The 19,601-nt window shown below is 69.2% G+C and carries 18 protein-coding genes; 14 read left to right on the top strand and 4 right to left on the bottom strand.

What is annotated here, in order from left to right:
* Positions 1-24: 24 nt before the first annotated feature.
* Positions 25-555, bottom strand: a complete 531-nt coding sequence (locus A9G05_RS14740) for a DUF2062 domain-containing protein (RefSeq protein WP_069561692.1) — start codon at positions 553-555, stop codon at positions 25-27.
* Positions 556-702: 147 nt separating this feature from the next.
* Here A9G05_RS14740 and A9G05_RS14735 point away from each other — a divergent pair, with 147 nt between their 5' ends.
* The 8 genes from A9G05_RS14735 to murB all read left to right on the top strand — a co-directional run bounded on the left by A9G05_RS14735 (position 703) and on the right by murB (position 7,539).
* Positions 703-2,925 (top strand): DNA internalization-related competence protein ComEC/Rec2, encoded by a 2,223-nt coding sequence (locus tag A9G05_RS14735; RefSeq protein ID WP_069561691.1) that lies wholly within the window; start codon positions 703-705, stop codon positions 2,923-2,925.
* 72 nt (positions 2,926-2,997) lie between these two features.
* Positions 2,998-3,633, top strand: coding sequence for a MotA/TolQ/ExbB proton channel family protein (locus tag A9G05_RS14730; protein ID WP_069561690.1), 636 nt, complete (start codon positions 2,998-3,000; stop codon positions 3,631-3,633).
* Positions 3,630-4,073, top strand: a complete 444-nt coding sequence (locus A9G05_RS14725) for a biopolymer transporter ExbD (protein WP_044404945.1) — start codon at positions 3,630-3,632, stop codon at positions 4,071-4,073. The genes A9G05_RS14730 and A9G05_RS14725 overlap by 4 nt, the downstream gene beginning before the upstream one ends.
* Positions 4,073-5,077 (top strand): tetraacyldisaccharide 4'-kinase, encoded by a 1,005-nt coding sequence (gene lpxK, locus A9G05_RS14720; RefSeq protein WP_069561689.1) that lies wholly within the window; start codon positions 4,073-4,075, stop codon positions 5,075-5,077. The genes A9G05_RS14725 and lpxK overlap by 1 nt, the downstream gene beginning before the upstream one ends.
* Before the next feature lie 35 nt (positions 5,078-5,112).
* The gene (locus tag A9G05_RS14715; RefSeq protein WP_069561688.1) at positions 5,113-5,298 is read left to right on the top strand and encodes a Trm112 family protein; all 186 of its coding nucleotides are present in this window, start codon (positions 5,113-5,115) and stop codon (positions 5,296-5,298) included.
* Complete coding sequence (gene kdsB, locus A9G05_RS14710) at positions 5,298-6,062, top strand: 3-deoxy-manno-octulosonate cytidylyltransferase (RefSeq protein ID WP_069561687.1); 765 nt, start codon at positions 5,298-5,300, stop codon at positions 6,060-6,062. The genes A9G05_RS14715 and kdsB overlap by 1 nt, the downstream gene beginning before the upstream one ends.
* Positions 6,062-6,523, top strand: coding sequence for a low molecular weight protein-tyrosine-phosphatase (locus A9G05_RS14705; protein WP_069561686.1), 462 nt, complete (start codon positions 6,062-6,064; stop codon positions 6,521-6,523). The genes kdsB and A9G05_RS14705 overlap by 1 nt, the downstream gene beginning before the upstream one ends.
* Positions 6,520-7,539, top strand: a complete 1,020-nt coding sequence (gene murB, locus A9G05_RS14700; RefSeq protein WP_069561685.1) for a UDP-N-acetylmuramate dehydrogenase — start codon at positions 6,520-6,522, stop codon at positions 7,537-7,539. The genes A9G05_RS14705 and murB overlap by 4 nt, the downstream gene beginning before the upstream one ends.
* An 81-nt stretch (positions 7,540-7,620) precedes the next feature.
* On the opposite strand, the gene A9G05_RS14695 is transcribed toward murB, so the two are convergent.
* Complete coding sequence (locus tag A9G05_RS14695) at positions 7,621-8,682, bottom strand: SMP-30/gluconolactonase/LRE family protein (protein ID WP_069561684.1); 1,062 nt, start codon at positions 8,680-8,682, stop codon at positions 7,621-7,623.
* 300 nt (positions 8,683-8,982) lie between these two features.
* Between A9G05_RS14695 and A9G05_RS14690 the strand changes: the two genes are divergently transcribed.
* The 6 genes from A9G05_RS14690 (at position 8,983) to A9G05_RS14665 (ending at position 15,425) form a co-directional block, all read left to right on the top strand.
* On the top strand, positions 8,983-10,668 hold the full coding sequence (locus tag A9G05_RS14690; protein ID WP_069561683.1) for a VWA domain-containing protein: 1,686 nt from the start codon (positions 8,983-8,985) through the stop codon (positions 10,666-10,668).
* Between the two features lies 1 nt (position 10,669).
* Positions 10,670-11,260 carry an RNA polymerase sigma factor gene (locus A9G05_RS14685; protein WP_069561682.1) on the top strand — a complete coding sequence of 197 codons (591 nt, stop codon included), beginning with the start codon at positions 10,670-10,672 and terminating at the stop codon, positions 11,258-11,260.
* Positions 11,257-11,997 (top strand): hypothetical protein, encoded by a 741-nt coding sequence (locus A9G05_RS14680; protein WP_069561681.1) that lies wholly within the window; start codon positions 11,257-11,259, stop codon positions 11,995-11,997. The genes A9G05_RS14685 and A9G05_RS14680 overlap by 4 nt, the downstream gene beginning before the upstream one ends.
* A gap of 80 nt (positions 11,998-12,077) precedes the next feature.
* Positions 12,078-14,522, top strand: a complete 2,445-nt coding sequence (locus A9G05_RS14675) for a hypothetical protein (protein ID WP_069561680.1) — start codon at positions 12,078-12,080, stop codon at positions 14,520-14,522.
* A complete protein-coding gene (locus A9G05_RS14670; protein WP_069561679.1) occupies positions 14,519-14,869 on the top strand; it encodes a hypothetical protein in 351 nt (116 codons plus the stop codon). Before A9G05_RS14675 ends, A9G05_RS14670 begins: the two co-directional genes overlap by 4 nt.
* 67 nt (positions 14,870-14,936) lie before the next feature.
* Complete coding sequence (locus A9G05_RS14665) at positions 14,937-15,425, top strand: hypothetical protein (protein ID WP_069561678.1); 489 nt, start codon at positions 14,937-14,939, stop codon at positions 15,423-15,425.
* A gap of 62 nt (positions 15,426-15,487) precedes the next feature.
* Here A9G05_RS14665 and A9G05_RS14660 read toward each other — a convergent pair whose 3' ends face one another.
* Positions 15,488-17,317 carry a long-chain-acyl-CoA synthetase gene (locus A9G05_RS14660; RefSeq protein ID WP_069561677.1) on the bottom strand — a complete coding sequence of 610 codons (1,830 nt, stop codon included), beginning with the start codon at positions 17,315-17,317 and terminating at the stop codon, positions 15,488-15,490.
* Between the two features lie 214 nt (positions 17,318-17,531).
* Positions 17,532-19,229 carry an autotransporter outer membrane beta-barrel domain-containing protein gene (locus A9G05_RS14655; RefSeq protein WP_069561676.1) on the bottom strand — a complete coding sequence of 566 codons (1,698 nt, stop codon included), beginning with the start codon at positions 19,227-19,229 and terminating at the stop codon, positions 17,532-17,534.
* Positions 19,230-19,601: the final 372 nt, after the last annotated feature.

The raw sequence follows: 19,601 nt of genomic DNA, 5'->3' as shown, positions 1-19,601 counted from the left end.
ATGCGGCGTTTTCGTTTCCCGGTGTCAGGCGCCCTTGCGCTCACGGCGGCGACGCTGCCGCGAGCGCCAACTGCGGGCGACCCACCAGCGCCAGTAGAACATCGTCAGCAGGTAGCCCAGCGCACCCAGCACTGCCCCGCAGATCAGCGAGCCCAGGAGGAAGGGCTGCCACAGCGTGGACAGCTCCTCGGTGATCCACGCCCAGGTCAGCGAGTCCGGCAGCGTGCGCGGCGCCACCCCCATCAGCCAGGCGCCCATCTTGTAGGTGCAATAGAAGATCGGCGGCATGGTGATAGGGTTCGTCAGCCACACCAGCCCCACCGAGATAGGCATGTTGGCCCTGACCAGCACCGCCAGACCGGCGGCCAGCAGCATCTGCATGGGGATCGGCACGAACGCCGCGAACAGCCCCATGGCCATGGCCCGCGAGACGGAATGGCGATTGAGGTGCCAGAGGTTGGGGTCGTGCAGCAGTGTGCCGAGGAAGCGCAGGGATTTGTGTTCCCTGATCGTGTCCGGGTTGGGCATGTAGCGTTTGAAGAGGTGGCGCGGCATCGGCGGTCTCGGCGGGCGTAAGCGCCCGTCATTATGCATAGGGATTCATGACACCGCCGGGACACTTTGTGTCGATAAATGAACGAACCCGAGGCACCCGCTCAACTGCGTGCCTCGGGTTCGCATCGTCTCCAGGGAGGGCAGGGGATGCGAGGACTTTGGCTGGCCCTGGCCGGCGGGCTGCTGGCGCTGCGCTTTCTGCCGGTGCTGCCGCCCGGCTGGGTGTTGCTGGCGCTGGTGGGGATCGGCACGTTACTGCTGCCCTGGCGGACGCGAACACTGGGCGTTGCCCTGATCGGCTTCGCCTGGGCCTGCCACTGCGCCCAGGTCGCCCTCGACGACCGGCTCGACCCGGCGCTGGACGGTACTACCCGCTGGCTGCAGGGGCAGGTGGTCGGCCTGCCGCAACAGGAGGGCGGCGTGGTGCGCTTCGAACTGGTTCCCACCATCAACGAAGGGCTGCGCCTGCCCGGGCGGCTGCGGGTGTCCTGGTACGGCGGGCCGGAGGTCCGCAGCGGCGAGACCTGGCGCTTGGCCGTCACCCTCCGGCGCCCGCGTGGCCTGGTGAATCCCCACACCTTCGACTATGAGGCCTGGCTGCTGGCCCGGCATATCGGCGGCACCGGGACGGTGAAGGCGGGCGAACGGCTCATGGCGGCCGAAGGGCCTGGCGCCTGGCGTGACGACCTGCGCCAGGCCATCCACCAGGCCGAGGCGCGGGGCCGCAACGGCACCATCGCCGCGCTGGTCCTCGGCGACGGCTCCGGCCTCAGCAGCCGCGACTGGCGCCACCTGCAGGACACCGGCACGGTCCACCTGATGGTCATCTCCGGGCAGCACATCTCCCTGCTGGCGCTGCTGCTGTACGGCGCCGTCGCCGCCCTGGCCCGGCTCGGGCTCTGGCCGTCGCGCCTGCCCTGGCTGCCCTGCGCCTGTGCGCTGGCCCTGGCCGGTGCCCTCGGCTATGGGGCGCTCGCCGGGTTCGACGTACCGGTACAGCGCGCCTGCCTGATGACCGCCCTGGTGCTGCTCTGGCGCTTGCGTTTCCGCCGGCTCGGGGTGGTCATGCCGCTGTCGGCGGTGCTCTGCATCGTGCTGCTGGTGGACCCGCTGGCTTCCCTGCAGGCGGGTTTCTGGCTCTCCTTCGCCGCCGTGGCGCTGCTGGTGCTGGTGTTCGCCGGGCGCCTGGGCAGCCCACCGGCCTGGCGCAGCGCGTGGCGGGCACAGTGGGCCCTGAGCCTGGCGCTGACCCCGGCACTGATGGCCCTCGCCCTGCCCATCAGCCTCAGCGGCCCCCTGGCCAACCTGGTGGCGGTGCCCTGGGTCAGCCTGGTCTCGGTGCCGCTGTCCCTGGCCGGCACGGCCCTGCACGCCGTGCCTTGCCTGGGCGAAGGCCTGCTGTGGCTGGCGGGGCTTTCCCTGGAGGGGCTCTTCCTTTTATTGGGCTGGATCGCCGAGGCGATGCCTGCCTGGCAGGCGCCTGCGCTGGCGGCCTGGACCTGGGCCCTGGTGCTGCTGGGTTGTCTGCTGCTGATCCTGCCGCCGGCGCTGCCCTTTCGCCTGCCGGGGCTGTTGCTGCTGGTGCTGCTGGTTTGGCCGCCCCTGCCGCGGCCCGTGCCCGGTACGGCGGATGTCCGCGTGCTGGACGTCGGGCAGGGCCTGGCGGTGCTGGTGCTCACCGAGCAGCACGCCTTGCTGTATGACGCCGGCCCGCGCCAGGGCGGCTTCGACCTGGGCGAGCGGGTGGTGGTGCCGGCCCTGCGCGGGCTGGGAGTACGGCATCTGGACGAACTGCTGCTGAGCCACGCCGACAACGACCATTCCGGCGGGGCCGAGGCGGTGGTGCGTGCCCTGTCCGTGGCGCGGGTGATCAGCGGCGAGGTGGAGCGCCTGCCGCCCGGCCTCAACGCCCAGCCCTGCGAAGCCCGCCAGTGGGAGTGGGATGGCGTGCACCTGCGCTCCTGGCGCTGGCCCGGGGCCCGCGACAGCAACGACCGCTCCTGCGTGCTCAGCCTTGAGGCCAACGGCGAGCGCCTGCACCTGACCGGTGATCTCGGCCAGGCCGCCGAGGCCGCCTGGGTGGAGAGCGGCGAGCCCCTCGCGGCGGACTGGCTGCTGGCGCCCCACCATGGCAGCCGCAGCTCCTCCTCGGCGCGCCTGCTGCAGGCGGTGCGGCCGCGCGGGGCGTTGATCTCCCGGGGCGCGCGCAACGCCTTCGGCCATCCCCATCCCCAGGTGCTGGCGCGTTACCGTGCGCTGCCGGCGGCTATTTACGACACCGCCGAGTCCGGCGCGCTGCTGATTCGCCTGGGCATCCACGGCGAGGTGTCGGGACTGCGGAGCCAGGCACGTTTCTGGCGGGAAAAATGAGAACAGCGACGGTCGGCGCACCCGGTGCCCTGTGCTAGAGTTGCGCGACTTTTTTCGAGGGGATTTACCACCGTGTGGGAGCTGGTCAAAGCAGGCGGCTGGATGATGCTGCCGATCATTCTGAGTTCCGTGGTCGCCACCGCCATCATCGCCGAGCGTCTCTGGACGCTGCGCAAGAGCCGTGTCGCACCGCCGCAACTGCTCGGCCAGGTCTGGCGCATGGTCAAGGACAAGCAGCTCAACAGCCAGAAGCTCAAGGAGCTGCGCGCCTCCTCGCCGCTGGGTGAGGTGCTCGCCGCCGGTCTGGCCAACTCCAAGCATGGCCGGGACATCATGAAGGAGTGCATCGAAGAGGCCGCGTCCCGCGTCATCCACGAGCTGGAGCGCTACCTCAACACCCTCGGCACCATCGCCGCCATGGGCCCGCTGCTCGGCCTGCTGGGCACCGTGTTCGGCATGATCGAGATCTTCGGCGGCTTCATGGACAACGGCATGGCCAACGCCCCGGCCCTAGCCGGCGGTATCGGCAAGGCGCTGATCACCACCGCCGCCGGCCTGATGGTCGCCATCCCCGCGGTGTTCTTCCACCGCTTCCTCCTGCGTCGTGTCGACGAGCTGGTGGTGGCCATGGAACAGGACGCCATCAAGCTGGTGGAAGTGACTCAGGGCGACCGTGAAGTGGACTTCGCAGAGGAAGACAAAGCGTGAAGTTCCGCCGTCGGGCGGGCAACGTGGCCCGCGAGGAAGTCTTCCTCAACCTGACCTCATTCATCGACGTCATCTTCGTGCTGTTGCTGTTCTTCGTGGTCACCACCACCTTCAGCCGCCCCAGCGAGATGAAGATCGAACTGCCCGAGGCGGTCAGCGGCACGCCCACCGAGGCCACCACCGAGAAGACTCTGGAGCTGAGCATCAGCGCCGACGGGCAGTACGCCCTCAACGGCCAGGTGCTGGTGAAGAACGACCTCACCACCCTGATGAATGCCCTGGGCAAGGAGTCCGGCGGTGACAACAGCCTGCCGATGATCATCAGCGCCGACGCCAAGACCACTCACCAGTCGGTGATCACTGCCATGGATGCCGCCGGCAAGCTGGGCTTCAGCAAGCTGCGCATCACCACCGTCGAGGCCCAGCCGGAGAAGCCCTGATGGCCTTCTCCGACCGCCTGCTGGAGGCCTGGTACCGGGGCCATCCCGCACTGGGCCTGCTGCGCCCGCTCGAAGCGCTCTACCGCCGCATCGCCGCCCGCCGCCGCGCCGCTTTCCTGGCCGGCGAGGGCGAGATCTACCGCGCCCCGGTCCCGGTGATGGTGGTGGGCAACATCACCGTCGGCGGCACCGGCAAGACCCCGATGATCCTCTGGCTGATCGAGCACTGCCGGCAGCGCGGCCTGCGCGTCGGCGTGGTCAGCCGGGGCTACGGCGCCGAGCCGCCGCACCTGCCCTGGCGGGTCGAGGCCGACCAGAGCGCCGCCGTCGCCGGTGACGAACCTCTGCTGATCGTCCAGCGCAGCGGCGTGCCGCTGGTGATCGACCCCGACCGTTCCCGCGCCGTCCGCGCGCTGCTGGAGGAGGGGCCCTTCGACCTCATCCTCAGCGACGACGGCCTGCAGCACTACCGCCTGGCGCGGGACATCGAACTGGTGCTGATCGACGCCGCCCGCGGCCTCGGCAATCGCCGCTGCCTGCCGGCCGGCCCCCTGCGTGAGCCCGCCGAACGGCTGGCCAGCGTCGATGCTGTCCTCTACAACGGCGTCGATGAGGGGCCCGACGGCGCCCACGGCTTCCGCCTGCGCCCCTCGGCACTGGTCAACCTGCGCAGCGGCGAGCGCGTCGGGCTCGAACATTTCCCCCCCGGCCAGGCCCTGCACGCGGTGGCCGGCATCGGCAACCCGCAGCGTTTCTTCACCACGCTCGAGGCGCTAAACTGGCGCCCGATTCCGCATGCCTTCGCCGACCACGCCCGCTTCGGGCCTGCCGAGCTGCAGTTCAGCCCGCCGCTGCCCCTGGTGATGACGGAGAAGGACGCGGTCAAATGCCGGGCCTTCGCGGGCGCCGACTGGTGGTACCTGGCGGTGGACGCCGCACCATCCGCCGGCTTCGTCCGCTGGCTCGATGCGCGCCTCGCCGCACTGGCGCCGGCCCGCCCCTGAAACCCGCCCCCGAGGCGGTCACCAAGGATTCCCCCATGGACCCGAAACTGCTCGACATCCTCGCCTGCCCGCTGTGCAAGGGCCCGCTCAAGCTCGCCGACGACAAGAGCGAGCTGATCTGCAAGAACGACGCCCTGGCATTTCCGGTGCGTGAGGGCATCCCGGTGATGCTCGAAGGCGAGGCCCGCACCCTCAACGTCGACGAACGGCTGGACAAGTGATGGGCCAGGCCTTCACCGTCGTCATCCCCGCCCGTTACGCCTCCACCCGCCTGCCCGGCAAGCCCCTGCAGGACATCGGCGGCAAGCCGATGATCCAGCGCGTCTGGGAGCAGGCCCGGCGCAGCGCCGCCGAGCGCGTGGTGGTGGCCACCGACGATGCACGCATCGTCGAGGCCTGCCAGGGCTTCGGCGCCGAGGTGGTGCTGACCCGCGTCGACCACAACTCCGGTACCGACCGCCTGGCCGAAGTCGCCACCCAGTTGGGCCTGGCCGGCGACGCCATCGTGGTCAACGTGCAGGGCGACGAGCCGCTGATCCCTCCGGCGATCATCGACCAGGTGGCCGCCAACCTGGCCGCCCACCCGGAAGCCGGTATCGCCACCCTGGCCGAGCCCATCCGCGAGGTGCAGGCTCTGTTCAACCCCAACGTGGTGAAGGTGGCGACCGACCTCAACGGCCTGGCCCTGACCTTCAGCCGCGCACCGCTGCCCTGGGCGCGGGACGCCTTCGCCCAGGACCGCGACAGCCTGCCGGCCGGCGTGCCGTACCGCCGTCACATCGGCATCTACGCCTACCGCGCCGGCTTCCTGCACGACTTCGTCGCCTGGGGCACGTGTTGGCTGGAAGACACCGAGTGCCTGGAGCAGTTGCGTGCCCTCTGGCACGGCGTGCGCATCCACGTCGCCGACGCCCTGGAAGCCCCGGCTGCCGGTGTCGACACTGCCGAAGACCTGGAGCGGGTCCGCCGCCTGCTGGGGGCCTGATGCGCGTTCTCTTCGTCTGCCTCGGCAACATCTGCCGCTCACCCACCGCCGAAGGCGTCCTGCGCGGCAAGCTGGAACAGGCCGGCCTGGCTGACCGGGTGGAAGTGGATTCCGCCGGCACCGCCGGCTGGCACATCGGCAAGGCGCCGGACCCGCGCACCTGCCAGGCCGCCGCCAAGCGCGGCTACGACCTTTCCGCCCTGCGTGCGCGCCAGGTCAGCGCCGAGGACTTCCAGCGCTTCGACCTGGTCCTGGCCATGGACCACTCCAACCTGCGCGACCTCAAGGCCCTGCACGCCGGCCGGGGCAACGCCCCGGACCTGTTCCTGCGCCGCTATGGCCTGGCCACCGAGGAAGTGCCCGATCCGTACTACGGCGGGGAAGACGGCTTCGAAACCGTGCTCGACCTGGTGGAGCAGGCCTGCGACGGCCTGATCGCAGAGATACGGGAGCGCCCGTGAGCCTGCAGTTGCGCGACAACCAGTCCCTCAAGCCCTACAACACCTTCGGCGTATCGGTGCAGGCGCGCCTGTTCGCCGAGGCCTGCAACGACGACGAGGTGCGCGAAGCGCTGGCCCTGGCCGCCGAGCGCGGCCTGCCGCTGCAGGTGATCGGCGGCGGCAGCAACCTGCTGCTGACCCGTGACCTCGACGCCCTGGTGCTGCACATGGCCAGCCGCGGCATCCGCGTACTGGCCGAGGCCGACGGGCGCGTCATCGTCGAAGCCGAAGCCGGCGAACCCTGGCACCCCTTCGTGCTCTGGACCCTTGACCAGGGCCTGGCCGGGCTGGAGAACCTCAGCCTGATCCCGGGCACGGTCGGAGCCGCGCCGATGCAGAACATCGGCGCCTACGGGGTGGAGATCAAGGACGTCTTCGTCGGCCTCACCGCCCTGGATCGCCAGAGCGGCGAGCTGCGCGAGTTCGGCCTCGACGACTGCGCCTTCGGCTACCGCGAGAGCCGCTTCAAGCGCGAGGCCGGCCGCTGGGTGATCCTGCGCGTGCGCTTCGCCCTGAGCCGCGCCGCCGCCTTGCACCTGGACTACGGCCCGGTGCGCCAGCGCCTGGAAGCCGAAGGCATCAGCGCGCCGACCCCGCGTGATGTCAGCCGCGCCATCTGCGCCATCCGCAGCGAAAAGCTGCCGGACCCTGCCCAGCTCGGCAACGCCGGCAGCTTCTTCAAGAACCCCGTGGTGCCAGCCGCCCAGGCCGAGGCGCTGCGCCAGCAGTACCCCGACCTGGTGGCCTATCCCCAGGGCGAAGGTCTGGCGAAGCTCGCCGCCGGCTGGCTGATCGACAAGGCCGGCTGGAAGGGTTTCCGCGAAGGGGATGCGGGTGTTCATCGCCTGCAGGCGCTGGTGCTGGTGAACCATGGCCAGGCCACCGGTGGGGAGATCCATGCCCTGGCCGGGCGCATCCAGGCGGACATCGCCGCCCGCTTCGGGGTCGAACTGGAGATGGAACCCAACCTGCTCTGACCCCTGGCAGGCTGCGGGAATACCGACGGCGTTGAAAACGCCCGTCCGAAGGGCTCTCCCAGGCGGGAGAGCCCTTTTGCCTCAATGCAGCTTCAGCTTGCCGATGCGGTCGTTGTCCAGACTGCCGAAGTACAGCGTGTCGCCCACCGGCTTCACCGACGTGATCATGCGCAGGTGCGTGCCGCTGGTGTCGTGCAGGCTGCGGATGATCTTGCCGTTCTCGTCCAGCGCGATCACCAGCCCGTAGGGCACCGGCTTCGGCCACAGCGCGCGGGGCAGCTTGGCGATCTGTGCCTTCAGCCAGGGCTGGGTGTGGAGGAAGTCCGCATCGGCCTTGCGCGGGGAGGGCAGGGCCACCCAGAAGGTGCCCTTGCGGTCGCCCTGCAGGTTGTCCGGCAGGCCCGGCAGGTTGTCGATGAACACGTCATGGGTGCCGGCCTTCTCGCCGCTCAGCCAGTAGCGGGTGATGCGGTAGCGGTAGGTCTCGTTCACCAGCACGAAGTCTTCCTTGGCCGACAGCGCCACGCCGTTGGCGAAGTACAGGTCCTTGAGCAGCACCTCCACCTTGCCGGTGGCCGGGTCGTAGAGCATCAGGCGGCCGTGGGGGCGGGCCTCCAGCAGGTCCAGCAGGTAGTCCGGCTGCTGGAACTTGTCCGAGGCATCGGTGAAATAGATGCGGCCGTCGCTGGCGATGTCCAGGTCGTCGGTGAAGCGGAACGGGCCGCCTTCGGCCTCGGTGGCCAGCACCTTGATGGTGCCTTTCGGGTCGATGCTCAGCAGCCCCTTGTAGGCGTCGCCGACGATCAGGTTGCCCTGGGCGTCGAAGTCCATGCCCAGCGGGCGGCCGCCGGTCTCGGCGAAGGTTTCCAGGCGCCCGTCGTTGTCGATGCGCACCACGCGGCCATCATGCAGGCCGGCGTAGACGCGGCCCTGGGCATCCACGGCGGTGTCTTCCGGCCCGTGCACCTGCCCTTTGGCCAGCAGCTCGGCCTTCATCAGCGTGTCGTTGGGTTCCAGCACCCCGGTCATGGTCGGCGCGGGCGGCGCATCCCAGGCCAGCGGGTCGATGGGTGAGGGAGTGAAGGCAAGGTAGAGGGTGAGCGCGAGGATCAACAGGGCCAGCAGGCCCAGCAACTTCTTCATGTCCGAATTCCCTGGCGGTGGCCCACGGGGCCTGGTTTTTGTCGGAGGCGGCTCTTTCGTGGCGTGCCGGCCGCCCCGGGGGATCGGCGCGAGGCCGAAGGTCCGAGGCGGGATGCTACTGCGTCGCGGTTAGGGTGGGGAGGTTTTTTACGGACGACCCGCAAGCAGCGGCCGTTCTTCCGCAGCCAGGGGGCGCATTCTCGAACCGCAAAAAAAACTTCAAACCCCTTAACCCGTTCGCCGAACCCCCTCCGTCTACCGGTGCACAAGGACATTCCGGTCCCCCCAGGAGAACCCGCCATGCACCCGCTCCAAGCCCTGACCCGTCGCCCCCTCGCCGCCGGTTTCGCCACCACCCTGCTGCTCGCCCTGGCCGCCTGCTCCCAGCATGGCGGGGAGACCAGCGGCGCCGCCAACGAGTCGCAGAAAGACAGCCTGGCCGCCAAGCCCGCCGCTTTCTCGCCCAACGCCAGCTACGCGGTGATGGAGCGCAAGATGATGGCACCGGTGGCCCCCGCGCCGCTGACCGACAGCCTGCCCGGCTACCGGGACAGCTACCGCGAGCAGTACGCCAAGCTGGAAGAGAGCAGCGTCCACGCCGTGGCCGCCGAGCCGGTCTCCACCTTCAGCATCGACGTCGACACCGGCGCCTATGCCAACGTGCGGCGCTTCCTCAACGGTGGGCGCCTGCCGCCCAAGGACGCGGTGCGCCTCGAAGAGATGGTCAACTACTTCCCCTACAGCTACCCGCTGCCCAAGGGCAACGTACCGTTCGGCATCGACACCGAACTGGCCCGCTCGCCGTGGAACCCCGAGGCGCGCCTGCTGCGCATCGCCATCAAGGCCTCCGACACCCAGGTCGCACGCATTCCCCCGGCCAACCTGGTGTTCCTGGTGGACGTCTCCGGTTCCATGGACCGTCGCGAAGGCCTGCCCATGGTGCAGGGCACCCTGAAGTTGCTGGTGGACCAGTTGCGCCCCGAGGACCGCGTGTCCCTCGTCACCTACGCCGGCGAGGCCCGCGTGGTGCTGGAGTCCACCCCAGGCAACGAGAAGGAGACGATCCGCGCCGCCATCGATCAACTGGCCGCCGGGGGCTCCACCGCTGGCGAATCCGGCATCCAGTTGGCCTACGCCCAGGCGCGCAAGGGCCTGATCAAGGACGGCATCAACCGCATCCTCCTGGCCACCGACGGTGACTTCAACGTCGGCATCAGCGACTTCGACAGCCTCAAGGCCCTGGCCGAAGAGAAGCGCCGCACCGGCATCTCCCTCACCACCCTCGGCTTCGGCGTGGACAACTATAACGAGCACCTGATGGAGCAGCTCGCCGACGCCGGCGACGGCAACTACGCCTACATCGACAGCCTGCGCGAAGCCCGCAAGGTACTGGTGGACCAGCTCAGCTCCACCCTCCAGGTGGTGGCCAAGGACGTGAAGCTGCAGGTGGAGTTCAACCCCGCCCAGGTCAGCGAGTACCGCCTGCTGGGCTACGAGAACCGTGCCCTCAAGCGCGAGGACTTCAGCAACGACAAGGTTGATGCCGGCGAGATCGGCGCGGGCCACACCGTCACCGCGCTGTACGAGATCGTCCCGGCGGGCGGCAAGGGCTGGCTGGAGCCGCTGCGTTACCAGCCGGCCGCACCGGCGGCCGGCAAGGCCGGTGAGCTGGCCTGGCTGCGCATTCGCTACAAGGCGCCGGGTGCCGACACCAGCCGCCTGCTGGAACAACCCATCGCCGCCGCCGACGCCCGTCCCATCGCCCAGGCCAGCGACGACCTGCGCTTCGCCGCCTCGGTCGCCGCCTTCGCCCAGCAGCTCAAGGGCGCCCGCTACACCGGCCAGTTCGGCTACGCCGACACCCTGGCCCTGGCACGCGGCGCGCGCGGCGATGACCCCTACGGCCTGCGCAACGAGTTCGTGCAACTGGTGGAACTCGCGCAAAGCCTGCAAAATCCGGCCTCCAACCCGGTACGGACCGAGTGACTTGAGCGACACCATCACGGATGACGACGCCGCCCTGCTGCGGCGTTACCGACGCGGCGATTCCGAGGCCTTCGGCGTGCTCTACGCACGCCATCGCCTCGGCCTCTACCGTTTTCTCTGCGGCCTGTGCGGCGACAGCTCGCTGGCCGAAGAGATCTTCCAGGAGACCTGGCTCAGCCTGGTGCGCAGCGCCAGCGAGCAGCGCGAGGCCGTGGCCTTCCGCACCTGGCTCTACCAGATCGCCCGCAACCGCCTGATCGACCATTGGCGCAAGCACGGACGGCTGCAGGGCAAGGTGGAGGCCTTCGACGAGCAGGTCCATGCCGACCTGCTGCCGAGCGAGGAGGCCGACGACCCCGAGGCCCAGTTGAGCCTCAGCCGCGACCGCCAGCGCCTGCAGGCCGCCCTGGACGAATTGCCCGGCGAGCAGCGAGAAGTCTTCCTGCTGCGCGCCCATGGCGACCTCGAGCTGCACGAGATCGCCGAGATGACCCGCACACCCGCCGAGACGGTGAAGAGTCGCCTGCGCTATGCCCTGCAGAAGCTGCGCCGGCTGCTGGCCGACCCCGCCGCCGAGGAGAGAACCGCATGAACCAGGACCCACGCAGAGAGGACGAGCTGGAGCGGCAATTGCTCGCCCACTTCCGTGCCCACGGCGGGGGCGAGCCGCCTGCCGAGCTGGATGCATGCATCCTCGCCGCCGCCCGCGAGGCCGTCCGCCCACCGGCACCGAGCCTGGGCCAACGCCTGCATGCCTGGTTGTTCGGCCCCGGTGGCCGCCAGCGCTGGTCGGTGGCCTTCGCCGGCCTGGCCTGCCTGGGCGTGGGCGTCAGCCTGACCTTCCAGAACCTCGACCGGCAGCCGCCGGAGTACGCCGTCGCCCCCGCACCGGCCATCGCCCCGACCGCACCGGCGACCCTGGCCCGCAGTGCCCCCGACCCGGATGCCGGCTACAACGCGGAACCGGCTGCCCCACCGATGCAGGCCTTTTCCGCGCCCGCACCGGCAGCGGAGATGAAGAAGGCCGCACCCCGGCTCGAGTCCGCTCCGGTGGCCGCGCTGGCTGACAGTGTCGAGACCGATGCGCGGATCGCCGAGCAGGCCCGCCAGGCTGCCGACGACGCCTTCCCGCCCGCCGCCAAACTGGCAAAGCCCGCTGCCGTGCCCCTCGAACCGGCCCTGCAACAGGGCCTGCGCGAGGTGCTGGAGCTACGACGCCAAGGCCAGGCCAAGGCCGCCGATGAGCGCCTGGAGGCCCTGCGCAAGGCCCACCCCCGGCAGGACCTGGACGCCCTGCTGAAGGCCCTGGAGCCTTCCCCGGCGCCTTGATGGTCGCGAGTTGCCGGCTGTGTCACGCCAGGGTGACGGTCGATCCGTCACCCTGGCGCGTTTATCCAGGAGCCTGACATATGCCGCCCGTTCCCGAACCCGACGCCCCCACCGAGAGCCTGCCGCGCCTGTTGCTGGGCCTTGTCTGGCACCTGGCGGTGCTGGTATTGCCGGTCCTGCTGGTGGCCAGCCTGCCGTTGGCCGGTGCGGCCTCAAGCGTGGTGGGGCTGGCCCTGGCGCTGATCGCCATCGCCCGCTGGCCGCGCATCGGCAAGGGCGTCAGCAGCCTGCTCACCAGCGCCGTGATCGGTGCCGCCTTCAGCCTGGGGGCCACGCTGCCCGGCTACTGGGGCATCGGCGCAGGCGTGCTCTGGGCGTTGATCGGCCTGGCCTGTGCAGCGACCCTGGAGCGGCGCCTGGGCCTGGCCAGCGCCCCGGTCACGGCCGAACCCATCGGCCCGGTGGACGCGGACGCTCGAGGCTCCAGCGCCTGGGGGGGCGGCGAACTGCTCACGCCGGAGGGCGAGCCGGTGCGCACTCTGGGGTGGGGCGAGATTGCCATGGGCGGCCCGGTCTACACCGACTACCTGATGCCTGACGGCGTGCTGCTGGAGGGCCTGGGCAGCTCGGCCCGCTTCTCCGATGACGGCCGCTATTTCGCCGCGCCGATCCCCTCGCGCGGCACCTGGTCGCTGGCGGTGTTCGACCGCCAGCAGCGCCGGCTCTATCACTGCGCCAACGAAGCCTTCTGGGAGCTGGATGCCTTCAGTGGCGGCGAACTGCGTGGCCGACACAGCCCGCTGGTGTCGGACCAGGGCTACCGTCTCAGCCTCGATGCCTTGCTGCGCGAGGCGACCTGCGAGGACTTCGTCGCCATCGGCGATCTCTGGCTTGCACCCGGCTGGGCCGATAGGCAGCAGCAGGCGCTGCCGGACCTTTCGCCCCCCACCGGCCCCCAACGCCTGCGCGGCGAGCCCTGGCTGCCGGAGCGACTGCGCGAGCGCGACGACCCGCTGCTGCCGCTGCGCTACCCCAGCTACCAGTTGTGGCTGGACGACGTTCCCACCGGGCTGCTGCTGCCCGACGACGAGCGCCCCGTGTGGCGTGCCGACGGCCTGGCCTTCGCCTGCCGCCTGCGCGACACCGCCCAGGAACGCCCCTGGCCATGCCCTGTCCGGATCTGGGAGGCCGGGCAGGGCTGGCGCACCCTGGACGACTGGTCGCCCCGGGAAGATGAGCCGCGCCTGATGCTCGAAGCGCCGCTTGCGCTGGACCCGACCCTCCTGGCCATTCAAGCCCGCTTCGACCTGCCCGAGTTGGACCAGATGGAGCACGGAAACGCCGTGCACCACATCTTCAGTGAGGAACTCGAACGCCTCGCCGGCTTCGACGCCTGGGGCCGCGCCGTGCCTGGCTTGCGTGCGGCCACGCGGCTGGAGCTGCTGTATCCCCTCGGCCGGGGCACGCCGGTGATGCAGGCCGACCTGCGCCTGGCACCGTTGGCCGATGGCCGCGGCCCATTGCTGGAGTGGCAGCGGGAGAGCGCCGACGGGCTGCGGGCCGCCTACCGCTGCCGCATCGATGACTGGGTGCTGGAGGGCGAGTGGTGCCTGGACCACCGTGTATCCGCCTGCGGCCGCTACCTCGCACTGGTGGCCTTCGCCGAAGCCCCGGCCGTGCCCCATCGCTTGGTGGTGGCGGACGTGCCGGCCCGGCGCCTGCTGGGCATCGACTTCGACCTGCCGCTGGCACGGCTGATGGATTTCCAGGACGGCGTCGTCGAACTGGCCGTGGTGACGGGGCGCCTGGCCGATGCCCTGATTGCCACCCCGTTGCAGCGCATCGACGAGCCTCCGCCACCGGTGGTGAACGCCGCCGACTTCCTCCCGCGCCGGGAGGACAGCCGGCTCTGCTACGCCCTGCGCCGCCTGCGAGTGGGCGCAACGCTCGAGCTGTTGCCCGACTGGCGCCCGCTGAGCCAGCCGCCCGCCTCCAACGCCTACGGCGACTTCGTGCTGCCGGCGCCCACCGGTGGCAATGCCGCCTGGCTGTTCGGCAGTTGCACCGCCTATGGCGGCGCCTACCTGCATGAGCGCCTGCCGCGCCAGGGTGGGTACCTGCTCACCGCCTGCGGTTGCGCCCTGGCCGATCTCGCCCCGGCCATGGCCTGGTCGGCGGACAGCCGCTACCTGGCCCTGACCCGCCACGACGACGGCGAGTGGCACCTGCTGGTGCTGGACACCCTCGCGCACCGGTTCTACCCCTGGCCTGACCCCATCGGTCCGCTGCCGCGCTTCGAAGGCTTCGCCGACGGGGCCTTGCATTGGCGGAACCACCCGTACCACGACGACGTCGCAGAAGAGGCCGGCGAGCCTCGACACCTGCCCCTCGACGCCCTGCTGGGCGTCGCCCCCGAGGCACTGGAGGCCGTGGATGGCCTCTGGCTGCCGCCTTCCGAGCGCCCCCGTGCTGCCCAGTGGCGGCGCCTCGATACCGCCCATCTCGACCCCTGGAGACCCCAATGAGCGAAAGCATCCTCTCCCACGCCCTGACCATGCAGGTTCTCGGTTACATCGGCCTGGTGCCGCTGGTCATCGCCTGGCTGGCCGGCATCGCCCTGTCCGTCCGCTACTGGCGCGAGCGGCCCCGTGCTGCCGGCTTCTGCCTGGCGAGCATGGTCCTGTTGCTGGCCTGGACCCTGCTGCAGCAGGTGCTGTACCTCACGGCCTACCAGTGGGGCGGGGAATTTGAGGCTGCACGCATGAGCGTGGTTTTCAGCGGCATTGGCGCCATTGGTGGGCTGGTCCACACCCTGTGCTTCGGGTTGCTGCTGGCGGCCGTGTTCTCCGGCCGTGACACCCCGCGTGAGTAAGACAGGGTTGCCAGTGCCCGCCTAGCGCGCCAGCATGGTGCACCTTTCATCCAGCGGTGGCCGCTCCATGACCCGAACCCTGCTGCCTACCCTGTTCCTTGGCTTCTGTGCATCCGCCCTGGCCAACCCGGCCCCTGTGGCTCCCCGGGGGGATACCTGGCCTGGCCTCGTGGCCGGGCCCGTTTTCACGCCAGTCAACGCCTGTGCCGAGGCGCCGACGCAAGCCAAGCCGAAGCCGGCGCCGACCAAGGCCGAGACCGCCAAGCCCAAACCGAAGCCCGTGCCTGGCAAGCCCAAACCGTCCAAGGTGGAGCAGGTCAAGCTGCGCGAACCCAAGCTTGACCTGAGCCTGCCCAAGCACCTGGTAGATGAGCTGGAGCCGCGGGTGAAGCAAGAGCAGCACGTCGAGCAGCCGCTACTGCCGCCGCTGTTCGTGGAGAAGCCGTCGGAGCAGAGCCCTTACCAGCTCAACGGCAAGCTCATCACCAACCAGCGGGAAGACGACTACTGGCGCTCCGTGGAGGGCGCCGAGTTGCAGATCGAGTTCAAGCAGTAGCCCGGTCGGGGCTCATGGCGAGGAGGAAACGGGGTGAGCCGGGCTCACCCCGTGGAGCAGCCTCAGAAGCGGTACGCGCCGCTCTGGATCGCTGCGTGCAGGTCGGTGTCCAGGGGGCGGAAGGCCGGTTCCCCCGGTAGCCGCACGTACAATGGCTCGTTGACCTGGGTGGGGTCGAAGCCGGCCTTCTTCAGGTCGGTCTTCTTGTACTTGAAGGTGCCGGTGGTCTCGATCTCGTCCAGCAGCCGCAGGAACAGCGGAGCAGCATAGGGCGGCAGCTCGCGGTCCAGGTGCTCGGCCACGGCGGCGGCGTCCAGGTCCGCGTCGGGGCTCAGGCGCAGTGCCGCCATGCCGCAGCGGCCGTTGGTGCCGGGAATCTCCACGCCGTAGACCACCGCATCCTGCACCCCATCGAACACCCCCAGCACGCTTTCCACCTCGGTGGTGGAGACGTTCTCGCCCTTCCAGCGGAAGGTGTCGCCCAGGCGGTCGACGAACTGCGCGTGCTTGCAGCCGATGTCGCGCATCAGGTCGCCGGTGTTGAACCAGGCATCGCCCTTCTTGAACACGTTGCGCAGGATCACCGCCTCGCTCTTGGCCGGGTCGGTGTAGCCGTCGAAGGGCCACTTCTCGCTGATTTCGCTGATCAGCAGGCCCGGCTCGCCCTTGTCCACCTTGGTCAGGAAGCCCTTGTGGTCGCGCACCGGGCAGTCGTTCTCCAGGTCGTAGCGGACGATGGCGTAGGTGGCCGGGGAGAAGCCCACGGTGTTGTCGAAGTTGAAGACGTTGGTGAAACCGATGTTGCCCTCGCTGGAGGCATAGAACTCGGTGACGCGCTGGATGCCGAAGCGGGTCTTGAACTCGTCCCAGATGGCCGGGCGCAGGCCGTTGCCGATCATGCAGGTGAGGGTGTTGTCCTTCTCCTCGGGGCAGGGCGGCTGGTTCAGCAGGTAGCGGCACAGCTCGCCGATGTAGCCGAAGCAGGTGGCCTGGTAGCGCGCCACGTCCTTCCAGAAGTTGCTGGCGGAGAACTTGCGGCGCAGGGCGATGGCCGCGCCACCGGCCAGCACCGAGGCCCAGCTCACGGTGACGGCGTTGTTGTGATAGCAGGGCAGCGTCAGGTAGAAAACGTCGCGGTCGGTGAGCCCCAGCCCGGAGTGGCCGAAGCCGCCATAGGCCTTGATCCACTTGCCGTGGCTGAGAATCGAGGCTTTCGGCAGGCCGGTGGTGCCGGAGGTGTAGATGTAGAAGCAGGCGTCCTTCAGGCGCACCCGCCCGGTGTCCGCCGGGTTCTCCGCACTGTGCTCGCCGGCCAGGCGCATCAGGTTGGTCCAGCCGCGCGGGGCCTGTCCGGCATCGCGGCGGGTGTCCAGGTCGTCGGCCACCCAGTAGCGCCGTGCCCCGGCAGTCTCCAGGTCCGGCTCCACCTCCTCGAAGGCGCTGCGCAGCTCTTCGCCGACCACATGGTGGCCGGCTTTCACCAGGTTGAGGCTGTGGGCAAGGACCTTGCCGCGCTGGGTGGTGTTGACCAGGGCGCCGATGCCGCCCAGCTTGGCCACCGCCGCCAGCACCGCGAGGATTTCGATGCGGTTCTCCAGCATGATCGCCACCACCTTGCCGGGGCCCACGCCCTCGGACTTGAGCGCGTGGGCGATGCGGTTGGCCCAGGCGTTGAACTCGGCGTAGGTCAGGCTGCGCGTCTCGTCCATCGCCGCCGGCCGCTGCGGGTAGCGCGCCGCCGCCCGCTCCAGGGCCCAGCCCAGGGAGAGCGTCTTGTCGCGGTTGCGAATCCCGGTGAAGTACAGGCCCAGCAACATGCGGGGCACGCGATTGAGGTTCGCCGGCAGGCGGGCGAGGAAGCGGAACGGGGAGATCAGGTCGGCCTGGGTCATGGTTCTCGCACTTCAGTCTTGTTGTTCTGACCACCTTCGCGGGGTGGGAATAGGCGCCACCGGCGAATCTAGACGGGTTCCCTCGGGCTGCCCTTGGCCCCCGCGCGGGTGGGCGCGGGCAGTTCGGCAAATACCGGGGTGTATTCAGGTGGTCAGCCGAAAGGCCCTCCTCGGGCAGGAGAAGGGCCTCAAAGACTGCGTGTGGCTTGGTATCTCAGAACACCCATTTGGCTTGCAGCTCGCCGGCGAAGCCGCCACGGGCGGTGGCGTTGTAGCTGCCCAGGTTCAGGCTCACGCTGCTGCCATCGGGACGCAACAGGGAAAGGGACAGGTCCAGTTGGTAGCTGTCGCTGGGCAGGCGCTGGCCCGGCGTGGAGAAGACGCTGCCACCGCCGGTGAAGCGGGCGTTGGTGTCCAGAGCGTTGCCGATCAGTTCGTGGCGCCAGGTCATCTGCACGGCGGGCTGCAGGTGGGTGCCAGCGGAGAGTGGCAGGTCCATGCTCAGGCGTGCGCCAACGCGGCTGGCCAGGCGGTCCTGGCGTTCACCCTCGATGCCCAGGCCCAGGGCGCCGGCATGGCGCTCCTGGTAGCTGTCCAGGTGCAGTTGGCTCCACTCCAGACCGGCCAGCGGCGTCAGGGTTGTCTGGTGGGTCAGCCGAAGCGGCATGCCGGCTTCCAGTTTGGCGCTGTACTGCCGGCCGTCGAAGCGACCTTCGGCGGTGCCCCCAAGGACGGTGTCGCGGCGGGTCTCGAAGCGTTGCTGGGCGTAGCCGAGCATGCCGTCCAGGTACCAGGCACCGAAGTCGCGGCTGGCGTAGGCGCTGATCTGGTAGGTGTCGATTTCGCTGCCGTCGCCCTTGCGCTCGCCTTGTTGGTTGAGGTTGACCGTGCCGTAGCTGAAGGCAGCCCCGGCGACCCAATCGTCATTGAGGCGGGTGTCCAGGCCCAGGGTCATGCCTTGGGTGTGGCTGTCGTAGCCGTTGTAGCCGGCGTGACTGCGCTGGTCGAGGCGGCCACCGAAGGCCTGGATCCAGAAACCCTGTACAGGGGCACGGGTGGCCTTGCCTGCGGCGGCGGCATTGCTGGCCAGCCACTGGCTGGGGGTGTTGTCCACCAGGTTCAGGGCCAGCGCGCTGTGATCCTGGGCACGCAGGCCGTGGAGGCGGCCGGAGAGACTTCGCCAAATGCTGTTGCGCACGAATTGCAAGGCGAGCTCGTGCGCGGAATTACTTTGTGGCGCCAGGTGGGCCAATGTTTCGCGTTGGGCCTCGGGGGTCATCCCGTCCAGCAGCCGGATGGGTTGCAGCAGCGCGCCTGGTTCACCCCGCAAGGTGTCCAGTTGGGTCGCCATGGACTGTGCAGGGCTGCTTGCAATGCTTCTCAGTTGGCGTGCGGGCAGTCCTGCCATGTTGACCGCGGACCCGCCGATGACGAAAAAGCTCAAGGGCAGAACGATCGGAACGCCGTCGTCATAGGTCGTGATGACCACGTAGTAGTTGATGCCCGCTTCCAGTTGCGCGTTCAACTGCGGGCAGTAGGTGTTGCCGAAGGTGCTGCAGGCGGTGGAGACCTCGTTGCCATCGTCGTCCTGGCCGATCAGGTTGGCAGTTGGGTCGGATGGGGCGAAGGTGTCCCGGTAGAAGTACATGTAGGGGTCTTCGAAGGCCGAGGCGTCCATTCCGACGGTGTAGATCCCGTCCGTATTGGGTGTGAAGAACTGGAATACGTATTGGAACGACACACCGGGGCCGGTGTCGGGGCGCTGGTAGGTCCCGATGGTCGCGCTATCCAGGGTGAAGGTGGTGATGGCCGAGTGGACGGGCAGGGGGAGTGCCAGCCCCAGCAGCGCTGGGATCAGAGGGATGAGGGCGCCCGCCCTGCGAGTTTCGGAAGAGTGGGAGGAAAAGGACATGGTCGTTCCTGCTCCTTGGCAGACTTATGCAGTGCAGACTAGGTCGGGGCGGGGAGTGCAAGGCTTATTTGTGCTTGTGTTTCCGGGTTTTATTCTTCTTTTTGTGTAGGCATTTACCATTTGGTCGCGCGTGGCTCCTCCGCAGAGTGAGCGTTGCCAATCCACGGGGTGCAACTGCGAGGCAGCAGGAGTGCCTGTGGCGGGCACATGGATACCCGCAAACGGAAGTGTTTGATGCCGGGTTGGAGCTGGGTTGGAGCTGGGTTGGAGCTGGGTCGGCGGCGGAGTCACCTCCGGCACCGACCGTCAGGATCGATAGCGACAACCACCTCCATGTCGGTTGCCTGGCGAGGCCGCGTGCGGGGGCGAGCT

The organism is Pseudomonas sp. ENNP23 (assembly GCF_001728945.1).
GTDB lineage: Bacteria > Pseudomonadota > Gammaproteobacteria > Pseudomonadales > Pseudomonadaceae > Metapseudomonas > Metapseudomonas otitidis.
This window is presented reverse-complemented; position numbering and strand designations above follow the sequence as displayed.

Coding starts and splice junctions, on each gene's coding strand:
- A9G05_RS14740 (WP_069561692.1), bottom strand. CDS start 555: ATGCCGCGCCACCTCTTCAAACGCTACATGCCCAACCCGGACACGATC.
- A9G05_RS14735 (WP_069561691.1), top strand. CDS start 703: ATGCGAGGACTTTGGCTGGCCCTGGCCGGCGGGCTGCTGGCGCTGCGC.
- lpxK (WP_069561689.1), top strand. CDS start 4,073: ATGGCCTTCTCCGACCGCCTGCTGGAGGCCTGGTACCGGGGCCATCCC.
- A9G05_RS14715 (WP_069561688.1), top strand. CDS start 5,113: ATGGACCCGAAACTGCTCGACATCCTCGCCTGCCCGCTGTGCAAGGGC.
- kdsB (WP_069561687.1), top strand. CDS start 5,298: ATGGGCCAGGCCTTCACCGTCGTCATCCCCGCCCGTTACGCCTCCACC.
- A9G05_RS14705 (WP_069561686.1), top strand. CDS start 6,062: ATGCGCGTTCTCTTCGTCTGCCTCGGCAACATCTGCCGCTCACCCACC.
- A9G05_RS14695 (WP_069561684.1), bottom strand. CDS start 8,682: ATGAAGAAGTTGCTGGGCCTGCTGGCCCTGTTGATCCTCGCGCTCACC.
- A9G05_RS14690 (WP_069561683.1), top strand. CDS start 8,983: ATGCACCCGCTCCAAGCCCTGACCCGTCGCCCCCTCGCCGCCGGTTTC.
- A9G05_RS14680 (WP_069561681.1), top strand. CDS start 11,257: ATGAACCAGGACCCACGCAGAGAGGACGAGCTGGAGCGGCAATTGCTC.
- A9G05_RS14675 (WP_069561680.1), top strand. CDS start 12,078: ATGCCGCCCGTTCCCGAACCCGACGCCCCCACCGAGAGCCTGCCGCGC.
- A9G05_RS14670 (WP_069561679.1), top strand. CDS start 14,519: ATGAGCGAAAGCATCCTCTCCCACGCCCTGACCATGCAGGTTCTCGGT.
- A9G05_RS14665 (WP_069561678.1), top strand. CDS start 14,937: ATGACCCGAACCCTGCTGCCTACCCTGTTCCTTGGCTTCTGTGCATCC.
- A9G05_RS14660 (WP_069561677.1), bottom strand. CDS start 17,317: ATGACCCAGGCCGACCTGATCTCCCCGTTCCGCTTCCTCGCCCGCCTG.
- A9G05_RS14655 (WP_069561676.1), bottom strand. CDS start 19,229: ATGTCCTTTTCCTCCCACTCTTCCGAAACTCGCAGGGCGGGCGCCCTC.